The organism is Aureibacillus halotolerans (assembly GCF_004363045.1).
In the GTDB taxonomy this organism is placed as follows: Bacteria; Bacillota; Bacilli; order Bacillales; family DSM-28697; genus Aureibacillus; species Aureibacillus halotolerans.
In genome coordinates, this window is record NZ_SNYJ01000018.1 from 51,909 (window position 1) to 72,297 (window position 20,389).

Consider the following 20,389-nt stretch of genomic DNA (forward strand, 5'->3'; position numbering starts at 1 on the left):
CACTTGTGCCCGTAGGGTGAAAAGAAAACACGACGAGGTCTTTTCGAGTCGATGTTGCACTTGTGCCCGTAGGGTGAAAAGAAAACACGACGAGGTCTTTTCGAGTCGATGTTGCCCTTGTACCTGTAGGGTGAAAAGAAAACACGAAGAGGTCTTTTCGAGTCGATGTTGCACTGGTACCCTTTAGAGTGAAAGCGAACGTATAGCAGTTTGCCTATAGAAAATGTTTTCCAGCAGTTAACTTGTGCGAAAACAAGAACCATAGCTCATCCTGAATAAAATAAGATTTACGTTACCTGAGAGGGCACTAGCATGATTTAATCCTCTATTAAAGCTGTGCTAAAAATTGGAGCGCTTTGTCATCAATACCAGGCAGACTCTCATGCGCGAAATCCGGATAAATTTCCAATGATTTTGTCGCTTTGATTTTGTTATAGGTAGCAAATTGAGTGGACGGCGGGCAGACAGCATCCATCATCCCTACTGCCATGAGGACATCCCCTTTGATACGGCTAGCCAGATGCTGTACATCAATATAGCCCAATGTAGTAAACGTCTTGTCTCTAGTTGCATGCTGTGGGTCATGTCGTCGAAAGTAAGAGCGAATTTCCTCATAGGCGTTTTTCGCAAGGTCCATTTCCCAAACACGTAAGTAATCGCTTAAGAACGGGTAGACTGAAACCACTTTTTTCACCCGAGGCTCAAGTGACGCACAAGCTAATGCCAACCCGCCTCCTTGTGATCCTCCTTGGACTCCAACGCGGGTTTCGTCGACTTCCTCCATTTGCATGGCAATCCGTGTTAATTGAACAGTGTCTAAGTAAATTTGCCGGAAGAGAAGATCCTCTGGCGAACCATCAAGCCCTCGAATAATATGCCCGTGAAAGGTCGTTCCTTTTACGCCGCCAACGTCCTCTGATGAGCCCCCTTGCCCGCGACAATCTAAGGCAAAGGCAGAATAGCCAATCGATGCAAGACTCAACAGGGTTGTCCAATCTCCAGCATTTCCCGTATACCCGTGAAATTTCACCACCGCGGGATGAGTGCCTTTGACATTTGTAGGGCGAACATATTTCGCATGAATTCTTGCCCCTTTAACACCTGTAAAGTAAAGGTCAAAGCATTCTGCATTTGGGACATTAAACTCACTTGGCACCAACTCAACATCTGATGCTGTACCATCAAGCTCTTTAAGTGCCTGCTCCCAATACTCGTCAAAATCCCCCGGTTTTGGATTACGTCCTTGATATTGATATAAGGCCTCTAATGGCATATCGATTAATGGCATCTGTCACGCCGTTGCTCCTCTTATTGACAACGGCATCCTCCCCTCAAATTCTCTGTTTCATTTTTATATAGTATTACTCTACTGGCTCTGCCATAGCTTTCAGGAGCATTTTCGCATCTTCAGGATGGTTAGTGAACTGTGGGATGATGGCTAAGAGTGGATTCCCAGGTGTCAGTCCGAGCTCCTTAAACACGGCAGAGTCTTTTGTTAAGGGAACGCCAAACAAATGCGATTCGTTTGTTTCAGGATCCTCGCGCACGTAAGGCGCCCACCCCTCCGGTGGCTCTTCCCCTTCATACAAATCATCAAGACTAACAAGACCGCCTTGATTGAGTAAGTTCGACAAATAGTCTTCATTTGCAATGATCACGTCAACGACACGGTTGGCGCCAATCTCAACAGTGATTTTTTGTGCATTAAAAGGGAAAACCTGCACTTCAATGTTCGTGTCTTCTGCTCCCTCTGCGGCAGCACTTTCTTCTAAGAAGGACTGAACCTGTTCTGTCGCTTCAGTTGGCATCATCTCGTGAATTTGGACAACAACCTCAGAGCTCGTATCCTCAGACACACATGAGGCTAAGATAAAAATGGTCAGACATGCAATAATGAGATGCAATCTTTTTCGTCGCATAACCGTTTTCACTCCATAAAGGCTTATTTATCTGCAATTTGAATCGTTGTTGAAACGGCTTTCTTCTCTGAGGGCTGGAGTACCTGCACACCAGTGACTCCCTCACCTATCTTCAAGTTTGGTGCGTTTGTGATCCATGTGTATGGTTCTGGACACACAAACCCAAGATCACCAGTTCCTGTGTATATGACCCAATGCAAAAAGTTTTCATCGGCACCATATGTAATTTGAACAGGCGCCTTTTTGCTATCAAGAACCATTTGGTTGCGCTCTTTCGCTTGTCCATTGTAAAACGCATCATCAAGGGCGACGTTCTTTAGCGAAAATCCCTCTTGCCATTTCGCCGCATCGAAGTCCTCCCATTTTTCTGTTGGCAACAACCGTGTCGCATCAAGCTCCCATTTTTTATCAACGGTAAGCTTAAAGGAATCTTCTCCGGTTTCATGCGTAAAGGTCGTATGATAGCCAAGTCCCCATGGAAAGGCTTCGGCCCCAAGATTCTCAACCTCAGCTGTGACTGTAAGTGCCGCGTTTTGTAGTCGATAAATTAAACGCAGTCGAAAATCATGAGGAAACTGACGCATAGCGTAGCCGTCTTCTGCCGATCTATACTCGGTGATAATTTCAGCGCCATGATCATCCGCTTTATGAGACACAAGACGGAACGGTTGATTGTGTACAAGTCCATGAATATGATTGTTCCTGTCAGGCTCCGTTAAGTCAAAGTCATACGTACGATCACGAAAATGGAGCTTCCCATCCGCTAAGCGATTTGGTGGAAACAACACTGGCGTTCCATAAAGCATCGGCCTTTCCTCGTATTGTTGCAGTGACTCAGGTTCACGCAGAATCGGGTAGTCCGTTGCATTATGTCTAATAGAGATTAAATTGCTTCCCCACTTCGGAACAACCGTAATTGTAAGCGCATCACTTTTTGCTCGTACGGCATCGACGCCGAAATACTGTTCTGTACTCGTCTGGTGCATAGTCAATCCCCTAACTTTCACTGATTTTTCTTTCTTTTGACATTATAACTCACTTTGAGCGCCTTTGGAAAACAGAAGTTTCATAGAGTGCCAGGGCACTTGTCTAAGAGATCAGACATATGTCATGTTCCACTAGTATATAACGTGAAGGCTTTACATAGATGTACATTTTGACTTCACCCGACTCTTTGGTTATGAAATTATCTGATTAGAAAAATTGATAGTTTTCAGAGCGCTCTCATCATAACGTCTTTTCATCGTTTTTTTGCATCCACACACCAACTAAAAAGCGCAGCCTGTCCCTAAAGACAGATCGCGCTTTTTGGCATTAAAGCTCATCAACAATGACGCCTTTTTTCAAAATAATGTTTCCATAAGGAGCGGCTTCTCCTGTCGCAACAATTCCGTAGGACTGTTTGGCACGCTCGTAAAAAGCGAAGCGCTCCACTTTTTGCAGACTGAATGGGGAGGTCAGTTGTTGATAGGCGTCCCAAATCTCTGGCGTCGGATCGTTTCCCACGACATCCATCACAGCGACGGACGTTTTGTTGGCATACGTATCCAGTGGAAAAAAGGGCAAGATCGCTTTCAGGAGATGAATGATGCCGTGGCCGTCACTGCGAACAAGCCTTTTTGCATGGGTTTTTGCCGGAAAATTACGATCAGCGAGCACAATCTCGTCGCCATGTCCCATTTCCATTAAACATTTGATGAGCTCCGGTGACAAAATAGCGGGTATTCCTCTTAACATGGCCTACGCTCGCTCTTTGATAAAGGTATTGGACAGGCTGCCCACATGCTCGATTTCAATATCCACTGTATCTCCTGGCTGCAAGTACACCTGCTCTGCTTCTGGTGCGCCAAGCACAACTCCCTCAGGTGTTCCCGTGAGAATTAAATCCCCAGGCTCAAGCGTCATATGCTTTGAAATGTAGCTGACAATTTCTTTGATTGTAAAAATCATATCCGATGTGTTCGAATTTTGGCGGACCTCGCCATTGACGACTGTTTTTAATGTCAGGTTTTGAGGATCCTTTATTTCATCGGCCGTGACAACGACAGGTCCAATCGGGCTGAATTTGTCACAGGTTTTGCCGAGCAACCATTGCGGTGTTCGCATTTGCAGATCACGCGCAGACAGGTCATTTGCTGTAAAATAGCCAAACACCTTCGACAATGCGTCCTCTTCAGAGCTATTTTTTGTTTTTTGTCCAATGACAACACCAAGCTCTACTTCATAATCAAGCTTGTCTGTCACTTCAGGCACAGGAATCTCTTCCTTGTGCCCTGCCAACGTATTGTTGAATTTATTAAATAGAATTGGCGTTTCCGGGTAAGGTGCATTCGTTTCATCTGCATGGCGGCGGTAGTTCAAGCCCACACAAATGATCTTTTGAGGTTGGGTGACACAGGGTCCCCATGCAATGGCATCCTCATCTAAATAAACAGTCGCATTGTTTTGCTCTGCCTGTTGTATGAAGTCACCTAGCTGCTCGAGGGCTTTAGTGCCGCCATTAATCACTTCCATAATGTCTGTTGGCACTTCAGGCAATGATCCTTTTTGTTGCGTGTCTGCAATCGCTAAAAATCCCTTCTCTGTTTGCACGCCAAGCTTCAGCTTCTCTTGGTGGTCGTATGTAAATAGCTTCATATCTTTTTCTCTCCTCTTTTTCGCCCAGTGGACGTTTTATGCATTTTTTCCGAACACGACACCGCCGTCAATATAAAGTGGCGATCCCATCATAAAGCTGGATTCGTCTGATGCCAAAAACAGGGCCGCTTTCGCCACATCTTCAGGTTTTCCAAGGTCGCCACTTAGCTGACGCTTTTTAATATTGGCAATGGCTTCATCAGGATTGTCATAGGACGTTTTCAAATAGTTTTCTACGAACGGTGTGAAAATAGTGCCTGGGAGAAGTGCATTTACCCGGATATTGTATGGTGCATAATCGACTTGCATCGCTTTAGTTAATGCAAGAATGGCGCCTTTTGTCGCTGAGTACAGAGCACGTGCCTGAAGTCCCATTTCTGCTGCACAAGAGGACATGTTGATAATCGTTCCTTGCTTTCGCTCCATCATATAGGGCAGCACATATTTGGACGTCAAATAGACGCCTTTGACATTGACGTTCATTACTTTGTCCCAAACGTCGGGGTCCACTTCATGTAATTGACCAACATTGCTGATGCCGGCATTGTTAAATAATACGTCAATTGCGCCGAAGCGTTCAACAGCTTTTGCTGCCATGGCTTTCATGTCACCTGGAGACGTGACATCCGCCTTCATAAAGACCGCCTGACCACCATCTGCCTGAATCTGATTCACCGTTTCCTGTCCGTTGGCTTCCATAATGTCATTCACAATCACAAGAGCTCCCTCTTGAGCAAACAAATGAGCTGTACTGCGTCCAATCCCAGAACCTGCTCCGGTAATGAGGACCGTTTTCTTCTGCAATCGCATGACGCTCTCCCCCTTTCCTTAATGATCTAGATGATCTTCTGGTTGTGCAGCTTTTACGGTTAGTCCCCCGTCCACCATTAACAGATGACCATTGACTTGCATCGCTTCCTCAGAAGCTAAGAAAACAACAGCATCCGCGATTTGCTTTGTCGTTCCAAGGCGTTTCATTGGATTCGCTTCAACCTCTTGTTGATAAATACGGTCATCCGCTAAGTAATCCGTACACATATCCGTCTCTGTCGTGCTTGGTCCAACTGCATTAACATTGATTTGGTACTTCCCAAGCTCTATGGCGAGGGCCTTTGTCAGCTGGTGAACAGCCGCTTTTGAGGCAATATAATGCGGAATGACGGGACTGGTTACAACAAGACTGGCTGTGGACGCAATGTTGACGATCTTGCCACGACGTCCATCAATCATCGCTTTCGCGGCGCGTTGGGAAGTCAAAAACACCGATTTTACATTTGTATCAAATGTTTTATCCCACAGTTCCTCACTTAGGTTCAAAAACGATTCAAATGGGGCAATGCCGGCATTGTTGACGAGGATGCTGACATTCCCTAGTGCCCGTTCGATGTCAGCGAACATTTGATCCACCTGTGCTTTTTGACTCACATCGGCTTGCACTGCAATCGCTTGAACACCATATTCGCCCTGGATATCCTTAGCCAACTGTTCAGCTTCATCCTTTTGACCTTCAAAAGGAAAATTAATCGCTACATGTGCGCCTTCCTCTCCTAACCGTTTGGCAATCGCTGCTCCAATGCCGCGACTGCCCCCCGTCACAAGCGCGATATTGTCCTTTAATCGTTGCATATGATTCACTCCATTCTATAAGCTGATTCCGATACGATTAATGCTAAATTCCGCATGACCAAGAATTTCTGCTTTCGTTTCTTTGCCAGACGCCACCGCGAGAATTTCCTCAAAAATCGTCCGCCCCGCTTCTTCAAGTGTTTGCTTTCCTACGAGCACTGGACTTGAATCGACATCAATATTGTCTTCCATCTTCTTCGCTGTCTCACCATTGCCAGTAATCTTGATAACTGGCAATACGGCATTTCCTGTTGGTGTGCCACGACCCGTCGTGAAGCAGACGATATGAACGCCTGCCGCAGCCATGCCTGACACACATTCAATGTCGTTTCCAGGAGAATCCATAAAGTAATAGCCCTTGCCTGGTATTGGCTCCGCATACTGTGTAACGCCTTGAAGCATAGATGCACCCGCTTTGGAAATGCAGCCCAATGACTTCTCCTCAATCGTCGATAACCCGCCTTCAATATTCCCTGGGCTCGGGTTGCCACCACGCATATCAACGCCCATGCGATCAATTTCTGCTTCAAAACGATGGACTGCGTCGTAGAGCTGCTGCTTCACGTCTTCATTGATCGCTTTCTCAGCGACAAGGTGCTCTGCGCCAATAATTTCAGTCGTTTCTCCCATCACAATCGTGCCTTGGTGAGACACAATGAGGTCAGCGGCTTTGCCAAGAGCTGGGTTGCTGCAAAGGCCCGAAGTTGCATCTGAACCGCCACATTTCACACCGATAATCAGTTCGGAAGCATCTGCCTCCACAAGCGTTTGCTGTTGCAGCATGATTTGGAGCTTCTGCGCAGCCTCAACGCCTGCCTGGATCGTTTTTATAGAGCCTCCAACATCCTGAATATCAATCCACTCAGCTAGTTTCCCTGTCGATTCAATCTCTTTTTTCACTTGGCGTGCGTCAATTCCCTCACAGCCAAGACTGACGATTAATACCGCGCCAACATTCGGATTCTGCCCCATACCAACAAGCATCCGATGCGTACGTTTAATGTCATCGCCAACTTGACTACAGCCGTGCTGATGGGGAATCGATATAGCTCCAGTCACTTGCTGCTGGATGCGATTTGCCACCTGATTTGCGCACACAACCGTTGGGATAATCAGCAAATGATTGCGAATCCCAAGCTGACCGTTCGGACGACGATACCCTTGAATCGTTCTCATTGCGACACCTCCTCCTCTTTCGATTTATCCCCACGTCCGCGAATGCCTTCGATATTATGAACATGCACATGTTCTCCTAAGGCGATGCTTGTCGTTGCGGCTCCAATCGCTTCGCCATATTTCAATACATTCGCTCCTTGAGCAATAGGCTGTAGTGCGATTTTATGACCAGACGGAATATCCATTTGAACGATGAGCTCAAGGGTCTCCGTTCCCCTTTGCACGACGACCTTTTCCCCTTTCGAGACTCGTCGGAGGGATGTCGCCACATTGTCTGTCACATCCATGACAATAAATACGAGCGAATCGTTGTACTCATACGTCGCCATTGGTTCAGCTCCTTCTTTAGAGTTTGTAAAAGCGACAGGCGTTGTCATGAAAAATAGCCTGTCGTTCTTCTTTGGTGAGTTCCAGCTTTTTTAGACCATTTGTTGCAAGCGTTAAAACTTGCTCGTAGGATGCAGCAAGTCGGCACACCGGCCAGTCACTACCGAACATCATGCGCTCACTTCCAAAACAAGCATGGACGTGCTCAATGTACCGCTGAACGTCATCCGGCTTCCATGAATGATGGTCGGCTTCTGTGACTAAGCCTGAAAGCTTCACATGTACATTGGGATATTCGGACAGCGCTTTCATTTGATCCATCCAAGGATCGTACTGATGGCCTTTGATGTCAGGCTTGCCAAAGTGATCTAACACAGCATGAAGTGTTGGATGCACCTTCATCATCTGAAGCACCGCTGGCAACTGGTTATGCGTAATGAGAAGATCAATCGTCAGATCTTGTGTTTGAACGGTTCCGAGATTTTGTAGCACCCGATCCTGAAGCACCCACTCATCTGGCAGGCTTTGCAGCATTGGTCTAAAGCCAATTAGTTTAGGGTGACGCGCGAGTTCATCGAGCTGGTCTGAGAAGTCCTCCGCCGTAAAGTCAAGCCAACCAACGACCCCTTTGATCCACGCATATTTATCTGCGAGGGTGAAAAGGTAGCGTGTTTCTTCAACATTAGGTGCTGATTGAATAAGCACAGTCCCTTCTATGCCGTGGTCAACTAAAAATGGTTCATAATCCTCTGGAAGGTAATTTCTAAATAAAACAGGGAGATCGCTCGTTGGCCAAGCAAAGCCATCACGAGACAACGCCCAAAAATGCTGATGACTGTCAATGATCACTGTGAAGTCCTCCTCTTGATCACCTTTACAAAAGACATTATTTTCTGATATGTTATCGGTAACATTACCTTAGCATTTCCCCAGTTTAGTCGTCAATCTTTTCCTTGGGTTGTTTTTCATCTTTTCAATTAAAATGTATACTAAAATCAAGAAGCTTTGAGGAGCAAAGACTATGGCCACGATATACGATATTGCAAAAATAGCACAAGTGTCACCGATGACAGTCTCTCGTGTCATCAATAATAAAGGCAACGTCAGTATTTCAACGCAGCAAAAGGTAGAAGCTGCCATCGCCAAGCTGCACTATGTACCAAACGACATTGCCCGAAGCCTGCAGTCAAAGCATATGAAAATGCTGGCCTTGCTGGTCACAGACATTATGAATCCCTTTTTCACGCAGATTGCACGCGGGGCAGAGGATATGGCACATGCATCAGGCTACCAGCTTATGCTTTGCAATACAGACGAAGACATAAAAAAAGAAGCTGCCTATATAAAGGCGCTTATTTCAAAGCGAGTGGACGGTGCTGTCATCGTTCCAACTGGAGATTATTCTACTGAGAGCCTCCACTCTTTACAGCAAGCAAACATTCCATTCACTTTGCTTGATCGTCGCATTGATGGCATTGATTGTGAATCCGTTGTGGGCGATAGTGAAAAGGGCTTACAGCTCCTCATAGATCATTTAGTACAGCAAGGACACGAACGCATCGGGTTTATTAATGCACCGATGCATATTTCGACAGCACGTCTTCGCTTCAATAGCTATGAAGCTTCTTTGGCGTCCCACGGAATTGCTCTTAACCCACAATATATCAGTGAAAGTCACTTTCAACCCGGGAAAAGTGCACGACAGCCCTCCTTTTTATCTTTACCGGAAAATACGAGACCAACGGCTATCATAGCAGCCAACAATTTTATCGCTGATATTCTCATGCAGGATTTACATAAGCACGGGCTTTCCGTTCCAGAGGACATGGCAGTCGCTTGCTTCGATGAATTCCAACTGCCCACTTACGTTCAGCCATTTTTCACAACCGTTGCTCAACCTGCTTATGCAATGGGGCAACAAGCCGCAAAGTACACCCTTGAACAAGTTGAAGACAAGGCAGCAAGTTCACGACGACAAGACGTCATGGATGTCACCTTGCACATTAGAGCATCGACGGTTGTCTAGAATGAGCAGCTAAAAAATGATGCCCAGAACATAACATTCTTATGTCCCGGGCATCGGTATGTTCACAAACGTCAATCTTTATCTTTCATCGCCTGCTTAAGCGCATCTGCGAGACTGTTTCCAATTGGCTCCTCTTTTTTGTATTGATTCAGGAGCTTTTTCTCCTCACGCTTGTTCACCTTCGATTTTTTGTCGTCTGCCTTTTCCACCACATTGCATCGCTTGCACTGAAAATACAGACCCGCTTTTCCATCATGCATTTCCATTTTCTTTTTACATTGTGGACAGCGACGGTTGGACAAAACAGGGTCTTTCTGTCGACGATACGAACATTCCCGGCTAGAGCAAACAAGCACCTTCCCGTTTCGCCCATTCCGTTCTTTAAGAAACGAGTCACATTCCGGACATTTTGAGCCCGTCAGGTTATGCGCCGTATACGTTTTCTCACTCTGGCGAACATTGCTCACTAACGTCGTCGTCTTCTCACGAATATTGGCGATAAAGGCCTTGGCATTGCCATTTCCCTTTGCAATCGCTTCGAGCTCTTTTTCCCATTTCGCCGTAAGCTCTGGTGAAGTAAGCTCATCATCCACGAGTTCAAGAAGCTGCTTCCCTTTTTTCGTCACACTAAGGCGATGATTAATAAGCTCCATTGAATCACTTTTTAACAGCTTTTCAATAATGTCGGCTCTCGTCGCCGGGGTACCGAGCCCGAATTTATCCATTGAAGCGAGCAGATCCGCTTCGTTTAATTTTTTCGGTGCCTCTGTCTTGCCAGATTTCATACGCACTTGGCTAATAGTGACGGTTTCCCCTTTCGTCAACTTCGCAAGACCCGGGTTCTCTTCCTCATTTGCATCCTGTCTACGTAACACGGTCTTAAAGCCTGCATTCATTTCTTTTCGACCCGCTGCTTTTAACGTGTGGTTGCCAACAGAAAGCGTCGCCTGGACGGTGGCTGTTGTTGCTGGGGCGTGGAAAAGCGCAATAAACCGACGTGCAATTAAGTCGTAAATGTTGCGTTCATCCTGTTGAAACGCTGACAAATTGGCTCGCTCTTCTGTGACAATGATGGCGTGGTGATCAGACACCTTCGCATTATTGACGGCATGCTTCGCTATGTTGGCTTGTTTGACAACTGGCCGCACCTCATCTTTGTAATGTCCCTCCAGCTGCTTGAGCTTGCCTGCAAGTGTAGGCACTAAATCTGATGAAAGGTATTTTGAATCCGTTCTCGGATACGTAACGACCTTATGTCGTTCATACAAACCTTGGAGCACGTTGAGCGTTTTCTTCGCTGAATAGTTAAAGCGTTGGTTGGCGTCTCTCTGAAGCTCAGTCAAGTCATAAGGCAACGGCGGCTGCTCGGTTTTCGTCTTTTTGTCGACAGCAACGACTTTCGCTTTCCCATCAGTGAGTTCATTTTGAATCGCTTCTGCCTTTGCTTTATCAAACAATCGCGGCCCTTTGTCACCCGCCCACTGCGCTTCTGCAGAACCAACGGTCGCTTGAACCGTCCAGTAGTCACGCGGAGTGAATTGCTGGATGGCCATATCCCGCTCATGCACCGCAGCAAGCGTTGGCGTCTGCACACGTCCAGCAGACAAAGGTTCTTCGTATTTTGTCGTTAACGCACGTGAAATGTTGAGCCCAATTAACCAGTCCGCTTCTGAACGACATACAGCCGATTGATACAAACGGTCAAATTCCCGACCATCCTTTAGCTGTTTGAATCCTTGTTTAATCGCACTGTCCGTTTGCGAAGAAATCCATAAGCGTTTAAACGGTTTCTTCCAATGAACCTGTTCCATAATCCACCGCGCGACAAGCTCCCCTTCGCGACCTGCATCCGTTGCGATAATAAGCTCGTTTAAGTCTTTCCGCTCAGCCAATTTTTTGATTGCGTAGAACTGCCCCTTCGTTCCCGGAATAATCTTTTTCTTCATTTCCTTTGGCATAATTGGCAAGTCTTCTAATCGCCACGTTTGATAGCGTTTGTCATAATCCTCAGGGGTTTTAAGTTCAACCAAATGACCGAATGCCCATGTAACGACATATTGCGGTCCTTCAATGTATTGTTTATGTGATTGTTTACAGCCAAGCACGCGAGCCAGTTCCTTCGCTACGCTCGGCTTTTCAGCAAGTACTAGTTTTTTCATGTCCATTCCCTCCAGCCCTCATTATAACGTAACGTGCGAAGGGAAACCAATGACATCTAGCGACTGCTCGCTAGCAATTGCTGCTGCAATTGATTTAATAGAGGTAACAGCTCTGACGGTGTATGAATCGTGGAGTTCGGCTGTTCAGACGCATCTGCAGCAACCTTCGGATAACGAGGAGACCAATCTAGGAAAATGCTATGAATTCCTAAGGCATTGGCGCCCTTTACGTCACGTGCGAGATTGTTGCCTATCATTACCGTCCTCCAAGCATCCTCTGGTGACGCATTCACCGCGCCCCAAGCGGCCTTAAACATTCTTGGATCTGGTTTTCTTGCTTTCACATTTTCCGAGTAAATCATCGCATCAAAGCAATCATATAGCCCATGGTCGTGCATCATGTTGAAAAATGACAACGCCTCGCCATCAGCGACCATCACTATTGGATATCCTGCTTCTTTTATGGCCTTTATCGCTTTATCTGCGCCTGGAATAACGTCTGCTTTCTGCACAATGCCTCTGTCGTCTCGTACCTCTGTAGATTCGTCAATAATTGTATCTCCACAATCAATAAACACGATCAGCGTATCGTCTGTCATTATTCTCCCTCTTCCCCTTCTTGATTTTAATCTACTATAAAGGTAAGCGCTTACTTTTCACATAGTTTACTCTAGCATCTAGAAAATGACAACCTTTTTATTGAACATTCAGCTTTCCGAGTACGACATACGATTTTGAGGATATTTGAATGTCTTTTCGTGCACGTTCATTCGCAAAACCCACTGAAAAGAAATTTTTGCCCTACGAAATTCTCGCACATACAAAAATAAAGCGTGCCTCAGCACGCTTTCCGTCTTTAAGAAGAATACAGTTCCTTCACCGTTGCATAGGCAAGCTTTGGTCGACGATACCCATCCACGATGCCTTTGGAGTTTTGGGTGATTGACCGTCGCAATGCCCATTCTTCGTCGGTCACGCGACAATCACAAAATTGCCAAATGTACATGCCCGAGATAAAGGGCTTGCTTTTGTACGCTTCAATGTTCCGCCGAATGATCTCTGCTTGTCGGTCTTCTGTGCCTTTCACATTCGTTGGCGAACGATGTCCGTAAAAGCCGTCTCCGCCAAATTCGCTCATTATGATTGGTTTGTCTTTTCCTCCGCTCGCTTCAGCCCATTTCTTCGCCTCTTCTGCCAATTCTCCTGGGTCTTCATCGGTATACCATTGTGGATAAAGATTAAACGATACGATGTCAGCAAGGTCGAAGCAAATCTCGTGCTGGCGATGATGCGACGCAAACGTCAGAGGTCTAGAGCTATCCAATGCCCTTAGCTGCTCAAACTGTTTTTTGTACATGGCTTTGCCTTCTTCGGTGTTGCTTGCGCATTCGTTCAATATCCCCCACATAATGATGCTTGGGTGATTGCCATGCTGCAAAACCATTTCGGCATTGACCTGCTCGCATTGTTTTTCAAATTCGGGATGTTGCATTTGCTCCAGGCTTAGCCCCCGAGCATGATTTTCCTCCCAGACGACGAGACCGTGTTCATCACAGAGATCCAGAAAGCGCTCATCATTTGGATAGTGGCTCGTACGTACACTGTTTGCCCCAGCTTCCTTCATTAACATGACATCATAAGCCTGTAAATCCGGTGGCAATGCGGCTCCTGACATAGGATGATCCTCGTGACGATTGAATCCTTTGATTGTCAACGGTTCGCCATTCAGGAGTATTTGCTCGCCGTGCGTCGCGACGGTACGGAAGCCAACACGCTCAATCAGATCATCCACTGGAGTGTCTTCACCCCCGATAAACAGACGAGCACTTACTTTATACAAGTGCGGCTGCTCTGGTGCCCAAGGCTGTGCATCGGGGACGTGAAGTGTTGTCATAAGTGTCGTCTCCCCGTGCCTACTGAATTCTGCGCCGTCAATAATCGCCTGATGTTGTTGGAGATTCAGCTCTATTTTTCCTGAGATTTCCTCTTGAATGTTTTGAACCGTCACAGATACTTCTAATGCCCACTGCCCCTGCGCAAATACAGGCGTGCAGTTCATACGTTCAATAAACTGGTCTGCAACCTCTTCAACGGCAACCGGTCGGATAAGACCGCCGTAAGTATAATAATCGTTTGGCACGTGCAATGCGGAGGCTTCATTAAATGAGTTGTCCACAAGTACGGTCAGTTCATGAGTGCCTGACTCGAGGTTTGGGACCACTGCTGAAAAGGCGGTATACGCATTGTAATGTTGTCCAACTTTCTTGCCATCGACAAACACGTGTGCTGTATGGCTCACACCTTTAAATACAAGTCGGACATTCGTACGTTCACTTAAGTGAAATTCTTTGCGAAACGCTCCGATACCACGATAATTATGTAACTCTGGATGGATTTCCCAGCATCCAGGCACTGGAAGCAAATAAGGCCACTCGTTTGGCGTTTCATCCATAGTAGTCAACTTTGTGAATGACCAGTTTCCACCAAGCTCTTTTACCTGTCGAACATCATTTGTCTCAAACAATCTCAGCATACTTCTTGCTGCTTGGTCATCCTTTATAGATCTCAGAACGACGGAGCAGCTTCACCTCACTTCATATTTTTTGATCAAATCCATTATTCTGACTTCACAGGATGCTACGACACGACGGACGATGAACCTTTCAAAGAGCAAAATTGTGTTCAAATCAAGCAAAAAAAACACAGATAAAAACGCTTTCATATCTTACAATGATCATATCACAAGTAAAGAGGTGGATCGGCATGAAATTTACTGACGGTTATTGGGGAATCCGTGAAGGGTTCTCGATGCAGCATCCGATGGAGATTCGTGATGTGCAATTAGACGATCAAAGTATTAGAGTTTATGTAGCAACGACTCGGGTGCAATCAAAAGGACAAACGTTAAATGCGACACTGTTAACCCTTCGGTTCAGCTCACCGATGCCTGATGTCATTCGTGTACAAGCAAGCCGACATGCTGGCAAAAAGGACATTGGACCTCATTTCGAGCTTTCGACACAAGAGGTCTCTCCTATTATCGAAGACAATGAAAACTATCTTTCCTTGAAAAGCGGCAATGCCAGTGTCCGTATTCAAAAAGGGAGCGCATGGGATGTTTCCTTTTTTGATGGTGAAAACCGCCTAACAGGAACAGGGCATAAAGGGCTTGCTCACATTCAAGGTCCTGAAGGCAAAACCTATATGCGTGAACAGCTTGATATTGGCGTCCAAGAATCACTTTACGGGCTTGGCGAGCGTTTCACACCGTTTGTGAAAAACGGGCAAAGCGTTGATATTTGGAATGAGGATGGCGGAACAAGTAGTGAACAAGCATACAAGAACATCCCTTTCTATTTGTCAAATCAGGGCTATGGCGTGTTCGTCAATCATCCCGAAAACGTGTCCTATGAATTGGCTTCTGAAACCGTCTCAAAAAGTCAATTTAGTGTCGAAGGGGAGTCGCTTGATTACTTTATTATTGCCGGTGGATCACCTAAAGCAGCGTTATCGAACTACACAGCGCTAACGGGAACACCAGCCCTTCCTCCAGCATGGTCGTTCGGTCTTTGGTTGTCGACGTCATTTACAACTGACTATGATGAAGAAACCGTAACAAGCTTCATTGACGGCATGGCAGAGCGTGACCTTCCTCTTAGCGTTTTTCACTTTGATTGCTTCTGGATGAAAGAATATCAGTGGTGTGATTTCGAGTGGGACAAAGACGTTTTCCCTGATCCAAAAGGGATGCTTACTCGACTGAAGGACAAAGGCTTGCGCATTTGCGTCTGGATCAATCCATATATCGCACAAAAATCACCTTTATTTGCGGAGGGTGCGGAAAATGGCTACTTGCTGAAGCGTGAAAATGGCGACGTTTGGCAATGGGACATGTGGCAAGCGGGCATGGGACTCGTCGATTTCACGAATCCTGATGCAGTCGCATGGTACCAAGATAAGCTAAAAGCACTTGTGGATATGGGTGTAGACGCCTTTAAGACAGACTTTGGAGAACGCATCCCAACAGACGTTGTGTATGCGGATGGCTCAGACCCAGTCAAAATGCACAATTACTATACACAGCTTTACAACAAAGCGGTGTTTGATGTCCTCAAAGAAACGAAGGGTGTAAACGAAGCCGTCTTGTTTGCCCGTTCTGCAACAGCTGGAGGGCAGCAATTCCCTGTTCATTGGGGCGGCGATTGCTCGGCAAACTATCCGTCTATGGCAGAATCAATTCGCGGAGGTCTTTCTCTTGGTTTGTCAGGCTTTGGCTTCTGGAGTCATGACATTAGCGGCTTTGAAAGCACCGCTCCACCTGATATTTACAAGCGCTGGGTCGCATTTGGTCTCCTCTCTTCGCACAGCCGACTGCATGGCAGTAACTCTTACCGAGTTCCGTGGTTGTTCGGTGATGAAGCCGTCGATGTGTTGCGCCATTTCACCCATCTGAAGCATCAGCTTATGCCGTATTTATACAGCACAGCACACGAAGCTGCCAGCGATGGTCTTCCTTCCATGCGTGCGATGATGCTAGAGTTTCCTGAGGACTTGAACTGTGCCCCTGTTGATTTGCAGTACATGCTTGGCGAGCATTTGCTTGTCGCTCCGATCTTTAACGAAAATAGTGTAGCAAACTACTATTTACCAGCTGGGCGTTGGACCAACTATCTGACTGGTGAGGTTGTCGAAGGCGGTCGCTGGGTGTCCGAAACACATGATTACTTCAGCCTCCCGTTGTTTGTTCGTCCGAATGCTGTCTTAGCCATCGGTGAAAATACCGAGAAGCCGGATTATGACTATGCTCAAAACGTTACCTATCACATTTTCGAGGTCGAAGATGGCGCTGTGACTGAAGCGAAAGTATACGCTCCAGAAAACACACTTGAAGGAACCTTCCACCTTACGAAAAATGATGGGGTACTTACGCTCAGAATGGATGGCGCCACGAAGCCTTGGACAGCGCTATTGCGTACTGTCAATGAAACCACCTCCATTGAAGGCGGCCGTGTAGAAAATACGGAGAACGGCGTCCGTATATTGCCTAACGAAGCAACAGGCATTATTCGCATCACACTATAAGCTTAAAAACCACGATCGGCCCTCTTTTTGACGAAGGGCGATCGTGGTTTCTTTTAAAGTTTCGTTCTGCTTCCACGCCGGTATTCTGCAGGCGAATCCCCCATCATTTCTTTAAATTTCCGATTGAAATAACTGAGGTTCTCAAAACCAGATTCCATAGCGACTGCAAGTGTCTTCCTCTCAGTCGTACGTAGTAGATTGGCGGCATGCTGGACACGGACATGATTGACATATTGCATGGGCGTTTGCTTCACAATCGCCTTAAAAAAGCGGCAAAAATGTGCTTCACTCATATGCGCAATATCCGCAAGCTCAGATAGCTTAATGCGCCGAGCGAATTGTTCCTCGATGAACAGCATCACTGCTTTTAACTGTTCAAGCTTGCCTTGTTCAGCGTTGGCATGCCCTCTCTGAACAAAGCCTCCGTCTTTTGCCACTTGCGATAGCACATACATCAAATGCGCCGTGCATTCCAGATCATAGCCGTCAGCCTGATTAACAAAAGCCGCTTTTAGCTTCCTTAGTGTCTTTAAAACCGCTTTTCCGTACGGAAGGTCGCTTGTTATATGAGCTGGCAATGTCCGTTCCCCTGCAATCAAAGGGGCAATGTACTGGGTATGGATGGTCGTGGGCAGTCCTTGCAAAAGCGATAGATCAAACACAAACGCAAAAAAGGTGCAGTCTGACGCTCCTACCTCATGAGCAGCATGCACCTCCCCACCATGGACGAAGGCAGCCTCTCCCTCGTTTAAAGAAAAGGTGTTCTTCCCTATCTGAAACCTGGCCGTCCCTTGTTCTACATAAAAAAACTCAGCTTCCTTATGCCAGTGTAGGCCAACTGACCGCTCCTCTAATGTCCATTTCCATTCGTACAGGGCGGCAGGGAAGGAGAGATTGCCATGCTGGCGATTTTCAATGGGTATCCGATCATAATAGCGATCCACCGCCCCACCTCCTAAATTCGTACGTTATCCTTTACGCTTTATACATCGCGCGTAAACAATTCATATGTGCCTGATGATATCGATTGTGGTCCGCCATATGCCAAAGTGCCCACCGAATTGTCGCCTCATTATGTTCAAAAGGAAGGGCTCTTTGCAGTTCCTGATCGGTCAACGTAATACAGGTGTCCTTCAGCATTTGCATGACGGCATCGTATTTGGCAAGCAACACATCAAGCGTTTGCCCCTGAACTGGAGGCAAGGCATTGTTCACCAAAAGCGGTCCATAGGCAATCTCTGAAGAAGCTGGCAGCGATTCGCCTCTCATTCGGTAGATCCAGCGAAGGTCGATATAAGCCAAATGCCTAACGAGTTGGGCAATGCTGTTCTGTGCATTGTCACTCCCCTTATACTCAAGTTCTTCTAAAGTAGCCCCCTCTAACGATGATGACATTCTTTGATAGTTCTCATGTATCATCGCAAAAAACACTCCTACTTGCGGCGCCATCTGCTGTGGTCCTTGAAGATCACGTTTATCCATTCAACCCATCCCTTTATTCAACAGTTCCTGTCTCAACTATATACGAACTGCTAGACGTTGTCATTCGGTTGCCGAAGATCATAGCATCATTGTCTTTTTCTAAGAACTTGACGCCCTTGTATCGGTCTGTTTCATAGCACATTCGTTACAGGTTTTTCCTTTACATTAAGTTTCCAGCGACGCTATACTTGGACAATAAAAATTTACAATAAAGGGGTGAATTTCATCATTTAATCTTAAAAAAAGGACTAAAAGGAGGAAAAAATGCGAAAAGTATTTGGAATAATTTCTCTTATGTTCACCATTACTTTGTTGAGTGCTTGTTCAATGCTACCTTGGTCTTCTAGCGATGCCAACGCTGACACTAATGACGAAGAGATAAATGGTAAAGCTGTCCGCGCGGATGCTGGCAATGAAGCAGAACCCGTTGCTGAGAGTGAGGCAGATGCTGAAAAGAAATCCGCCTTTACTGACACGCCTCCAGCAACCACGATTCCTGATATCGCTGAAGTTGAGCCTGGATCACTTTCAGGCGAAAATTATGACGAAGAGCTTTTGTATGATGCGCTTGATCAAGAATCGTTTCGAGACAAAAGCGCTCGAGAAGTTTACAACTACCTTCTTAGCATGATTGGTGAGGGCAATCGATACGAGGAGTATTATTCATTTTTCGAATCATTCAACCCCAATATTACGACCGAAGTAAGTAACACCCCTGGGGGAATGCAAATCGACGGGTCCGAGCTTGTCATCCCAAATCGAAATGTGATCATTCTCCTCGATGCAAGCAAAAGCATGGACCAAGAAGTCGATGGCGCTACAAAAATGCAGCTTGCTAAAGAGTCTATTGACCAATTCCTCGCTGATATGCCCCAGGATGTCAACGTTATGCTTCGTGTGTATGGAAGTAAAGGAAGCGTAGATAAAGCGGATTTCAGAGAATCCTGTAGCAATACTGAGGTGGCCTATGAGCTACAGCCCTACAATCGTGGCACCTTTAAAGATGCCCTTGACAGTTTCAAACCAACGGGATGGACACCTCTAGCAAGAGCCATCTCAGATACCGCTGAACAATTAGAAACAGGCGAAAATGTTGAAAATATATTGTACGTCGTGAGTGACGGGCTTGAAACATGCGGGGGCGATCCAATCAAGGCTGCCGAAAACGCACATAGCGACTCAACCAAAACAGTGATCAACATCATTGGTTTCGATATTGACAGAGAAGCAAAAGATCAGCTCCAATCAGTTGCTGAAGCAGGCGGTGGTGAATTTGAAACCGTCAATAATTCAGATGATTTTTTGCAACTCTGGGAAGATGAGCGTCAACGACTCTGGAGTGCTTGGTACGATTGGGAAAATGAAAACTGGAGCAATGTGTACGATGAGGAGTCTGAGAAATCAGGGAATTTACTTGATATGAAAGTTGACGTGGACAGCATTATCCTTGACGAGCACGTTCGCCTAAATGATGCACATTTTGCTTTAGATACAGGCAATCGCTTAAAAGGTGAGATAGATGAAAAGGTGCAAGCCATGATTAATGAACGAGAAGAGATTCTTGACGATTATTTTGACAACCTCTTCGATTCTTACAAAAACACGTTGGATGAACAAGGTGATTCTCTCAGAGATGCTATTAATGAAAAAGGAGATGAAATGATGGAAAAGTACAATTAGGGGCAGTCTGTCCTTTTTGTTGAGTCATAGCATTTAAAGAAGGACTGCCATTAAAGTCTCATTATGACTTTTAGGGGCAGTCCTTTTTCACAACCTTCGAGCACCCACATCGAATTCGAGCGCAAATATCGATTTTTCGAGCACTTACACCCCATTTTCGAGCAGCAACACCGGATTTTCGCGCACGAACCTTCCTTTTTCGAGCACCAACATCGAATTCGAGCGCAAATATCGATTTTTCGAGCACTCACACCCCATTTTCGAGCAGCAACACC

General features: G+C 46.1%; 18 protein-coding genes. 3 read left to right on the top strand and 15 right to left on the bottom strand.

Annotated elements, in window-relative coordinates; genetic code table 11:
- Positions 1-328: 328 nt before the first annotated feature.
- The 10 genes from EV213_RS16760 to EV213_RS16805 form a co-directional block, all read right to left on the bottom strand.
- Positions 329-1,288, bottom strand: a complete 960-nt coding sequence (locus tag EV213_RS16760; RefSeq protein WP_133581715.1) for an alpha/beta fold hydrolase — start codon at positions 1,286-1,288, stop codon at positions 329-331.
- Between the two features lie 73 nt (positions 1,289-1,361).
- Positions 1,362-1,919: a type 2 periplasmic-binding domain-containing protein gene (locus tag EV213_RS16765; RefSeq protein ID WP_133581716.1), complete on the bottom strand. Its 558-nt coding sequence runs from the start codon at positions 1,917-1,919 to the stop codon at positions 1,362-1,364.
- A gap of 23 nt (positions 1,920-1,942) precedes the next feature.
- Positions 1,943-2,905, bottom strand: a complete 963-nt coding sequence (locus EV213_RS16770) for an aldose 1-epimerase (protein WP_133581717.1) — start codon at positions 2,903-2,905, stop codon at positions 1,943-1,945.
- Between the two features lie 328 nt (positions 2,906-3,233).
- Positions 3,234-3,656, bottom strand: a complete 423-nt coding sequence (locus EV213_RS16775) for an RbsD/FucU family protein (protein ID WP_133581718.1) — start codon at positions 3,654-3,656, stop codon at positions 3,234-3,236.
- A gap of 3 nt (positions 3,657-3,659) precedes the next feature.
- The gene (locus EV213_RS16780) at positions 3,660-4,556 is read right to left on the bottom strand and encodes a fumarylacetoacetate hydrolase family protein (RefSeq protein WP_133581719.1); all 897 of its coding nucleotides are present in this window, start codon (positions 4,554-4,556) and stop codon (positions 3,660-3,662) included.
- Positions 4,557-4,592: 36 nt separating this feature from the next.
- Positions 4,593-5,366 (bottom strand): SDR family NAD(P)-dependent oxidoreductase, encoded by a 774-nt coding sequence (locus EV213_RS16785; protein WP_133581720.1) that lies wholly within the window; start codon positions 5,364-5,366, stop codon positions 4,593-4,595.
- 18 nt (positions 5,367-5,384) lie between these two features.
- The gene (locus tag EV213_RS16790; protein WP_133581721.1) at positions 5,385-6,182 is read right to left on the bottom strand and encodes an SDR family NAD(P)-dependent oxidoreductase; all 798 of its coding nucleotides are present in this window, start codon (positions 6,180-6,182) and stop codon (positions 5,385-5,387) included.
- Positions 6,183-6,197: 15 nt separating this feature from the next.
- Entirely contained in the window at positions 6,198-7,358 is a 1,161-nt protein-coding gene (locus tag EV213_RS16795) for a UxaA family hydrolase (protein WP_133581722.1), read from the bottom strand.
- On the bottom strand, positions 7,355-7,687 hold the full coding sequence (locus EV213_RS16800; protein ID WP_133581723.1) for a UxaA family hydrolase: 333 nt from the start codon (positions 7,685-7,687) through the stop codon (positions 7,355-7,357). The genes EV213_RS16795 and EV213_RS16800 overlap by 4 nt, the downstream gene beginning before the upstream one ends.
- A 16-nt stretch (positions 7,688-7,703) precedes the next feature.
- Entirely contained in the window at positions 7,704-8,534 is an 831-nt protein-coding gene (locus EV213_RS16805; protein ID WP_166639371.1) for an amidohydrolase family protein, read from the bottom strand.
- A gap of 172 nt (positions 8,535-8,706) precedes the next feature.
- Between EV213_RS16805 and EV213_RS16810 the strand changes: the two genes are divergently transcribed.
- Positions 8,707-9,711 (top strand): LacI family DNA-binding transcriptional regulator, encoded by a 1,005-nt coding sequence (locus EV213_RS16810; RefSeq protein ID WP_133581725.1) that lies wholly within the window; start codon positions 8,707-8,709, stop codon positions 9,709-9,711.
- Between the two features lie 71 nt (positions 9,712-9,782).
- Here the strand turns inward: EV213_RS16810 and EV213_RS16815 are convergent, their stop codons facing one another.
- From EV213_RS16815 to EV213_RS16825, 3 genes are all read right to left on the bottom strand, one after another.
- Positions 9,783-11,870: a DNA topoisomerase III gene (locus EV213_RS16815; RefSeq protein ID WP_133581726.1), complete on the bottom strand. Its 2,088-nt coding sequence runs from the start codon at positions 11,868-11,870 to the stop codon at positions 9,783-9,785.
- A gap of 56 nt (positions 11,871-11,926) precedes the next feature.
- Positions 11,927-12,469 carry an HAD family hydrolase gene (locus tag EV213_RS16820; RefSeq protein ID WP_133581727.1) on the bottom strand — a complete coding sequence of 181 codons (543 nt, stop codon included), beginning with the start codon at positions 12,467-12,469 and terminating at the stop codon, positions 11,927-11,929.
- Positions 12,470-12,726: 257 nt separating this feature from the next.
- Positions 12,727-14,403, bottom strand: a complete 1,677-nt coding sequence (locus EV213_RS16825; protein ID WP_133581728.1) for a glycoside hydrolase family 2 protein — start codon at positions 14,401-14,403, stop codon at positions 12,727-12,729.
- A 230-nt stretch (positions 14,404-14,633) separates the two neighbouring features.
- On the opposite strand from EV213_RS16825, the gene yicI reads away from it, so the two are divergent.
- The gene (yicI, locus tag EV213_RS16830; protein ID WP_133581729.1) at positions 14,634-16,952 is read left to right on the top strand and encodes an alpha-xylosidase; all 2,319 of its coding nucleotides are present in this window, start codon (positions 14,634-14,636) and stop codon (positions 16,950-16,952) included.
- A gap of 53 nt (positions 16,953-17,005) precedes the next feature.
- On the opposite strand, the gene EV213_RS16835 is transcribed toward yicI, so the two are convergent.
- Both EV213_RS16835 and EV213_RS16840 read right to left on the bottom strand, forming a co-directional pair.
- Complete coding sequence (locus tag EV213_RS16835; RefSeq protein WP_133581730.1) at positions 17,006-17,896, bottom strand: helix-turn-helix transcriptional regulator; 891 nt, start codon at positions 17,894-17,896, stop codon at positions 17,006-17,008.
- Positions 17,897-17,927: 31 nt separating this feature from the next.
- Entirely contained in the window at positions 17,928-18,434 is a 507-nt protein-coding gene (locus EV213_RS16840) for a DinB family protein (protein ID WP_133581731.1), read from the bottom strand.
- A 264-nt stretch (positions 18,435-18,698) separates the two neighbouring features.
- On the opposite strand from EV213_RS16840, the gene EV213_RS16845 reads away from it, so the two are divergent.
- Positions 18,699-20,114, top strand: coding sequence for a VWA domain-containing protein (locus tag EV213_RS16845; RefSeq protein WP_133581732.1), 1,416 nt, complete (start codon positions 18,699-18,701; stop codon positions 20,112-20,114).
- Positions 20,115-20,389 lie beyond the last annotated feature (275 nt).